The sequence below is a fragment of the Actinomadura roseirufa genome, from assembly GCF_900659635.1.
GTDB classification, from domain to species: domain Bacteria; phylum Actinomycetota; class Actinomycetes; order Streptosporangiales; family Streptosporangiaceae; genus Spirillospora; species Spirillospora roseirufa.
Genome location: NZ_CAACVB010000550.1, coordinates 1 through 1,562, shown reverse-complemented (window position 1 = coordinate 1,562; position 1,562 = coordinate 1). Strand labels below are relative to the sequence as shown.

Below are 1,562 nucleotides of genomic sequence, written 5' to 3'. Positions count from 1 at the left end.
TCTCATCCGATGGCCTCCTGGTAGCCGGTGGCCTGGAGCCTGAACAAGCGGGCGTAGGTCCCCTCAGCGGCCAGCAGCGTGTCGTGGGTGCCCCTCTCGACGATCCGGCCGCCGTCCAGGACCGCGATCAGATCGGCCTCACGCACCGCGTTGAGCCGATGAGAGATCAGCAGACTCGTCCGGCCCTCCCGGTACTCACGCATCCGGGAATGGACCTGATGCTCGGCCTCGGGATCCAGCCCCGAACTCGGCTCGTCCAAGATCATCAAATCCCGGCCCTCACGCACGAACGCCCGCGCCAGCGCCAGCCGCTGCCACTGCCCACCCGACAACACCACCCCGGTCTCGGGATCGTTCTTATCGGCCTCACTGAAGAACATCCGCGTCAGCAACGTCTCATACCCCCGCGGCAACCCCGCGAGCTTGTCATGCATCCCCGCCCTGCCCGCCGCCCGCCGCACCCGCTCACCATCACCCATCGCGCTCAGATCACCCAGAGCGATGTTCTCCGCGGCGGTCATGTCATAGTGCATGTGCTCCTGGAACACCGCACTGATCCGCTCCCGCAGCCGCTCGGGCGGAATCTCACGCAGATCCACCCCATCCCACAGAATCTGCCCGCGCGTCGGGTCGTACATCCGGCACAGCAGCTTCACCAGCGTGCTCTTACCCGCCCCGTTCAACCCCACCAGCGCCACCGCCCGCCCATCGGGAATCACCAGATCGATCCCCGACAACACCCACGGATGATCACCACTGTAACGAAACCAGACGTCGCGCAACTCGATGCCCTGGCGCAGCGGCGGCGCCTCCCCGCCAATGGCGCGGGGCAGGTCGGGCTCACCCCCGATGATCGCGACGTAGTGGGTGAAGGCCAGCAGCCGCCCGTGCACCGCCGCGATCCCCGCCACCAGCGAGTTCAACGCCGACTGCACCCCCGCCACCGCCGCCACGAACATCGCCACATCACCCACGCTCAGCGCCCCGCGCCGGGCGGCCGAAACCGCCCACCACAGACCCGCTCCGGTGACCAGCGCGCCCAGGGCGCTCAGACCGCCCTGGGTCGCCAGCTCCCGCCGGTCCATGCTCCGATCGGCGGCGTTACCGCGCAGCCGCTCGGCCATCATCCGCCCACGCAGAAACGGCCCGATCCCAAACAGGCGGATCTCGGTCGCCGCCTCCACCCCCGTCAGCAACCGGTTGTAGAAGAACTCACGCCGATGAGTCTGCTCGTTGTCCCACTGGACGGCCGCACGGCGCCGCGACAAGACCAGTTCGGCCACCAGCGCGGGCAGCGCCGCGACCAGGACCAGGGCGGTCATCGCCGGACTGAGAACCAGCAACGACCCCACAAAGCCCATCAGCGCCAGCACGCCCTGGCCCGTCCCGCCGATCCCCGCAATCAACTCCGCGGTGCTGCCCGCGCCCTCCTGTGCCAGCCGCAGCCGGTCCAGGAAGGCGGGGTCCTCGAACCGCCGCAACCCGACCTGCGCCTCGGTCGCCGCGAACAACCGATCAGTCGCCGCGACACCAGCGGCACGACCGGTCTGCGCACTCAGATA

At 69.0% G+C, this 1,562-nt stretch carries 1 protein-coding gene; it reads right to left on the bottom strand.

Annotated elements, in window-relative coordinates:
- Positions 1 to 2: 2 nt before the first annotated feature.
- Positions 3 to 1,562: ABC transporter ATP-binding protein (locus tag E1291_RS41315; RefSeq protein WP_131743459.1), on the bottom strand; the 1,560-nt coding region annotated here is incomplete at its 5' end.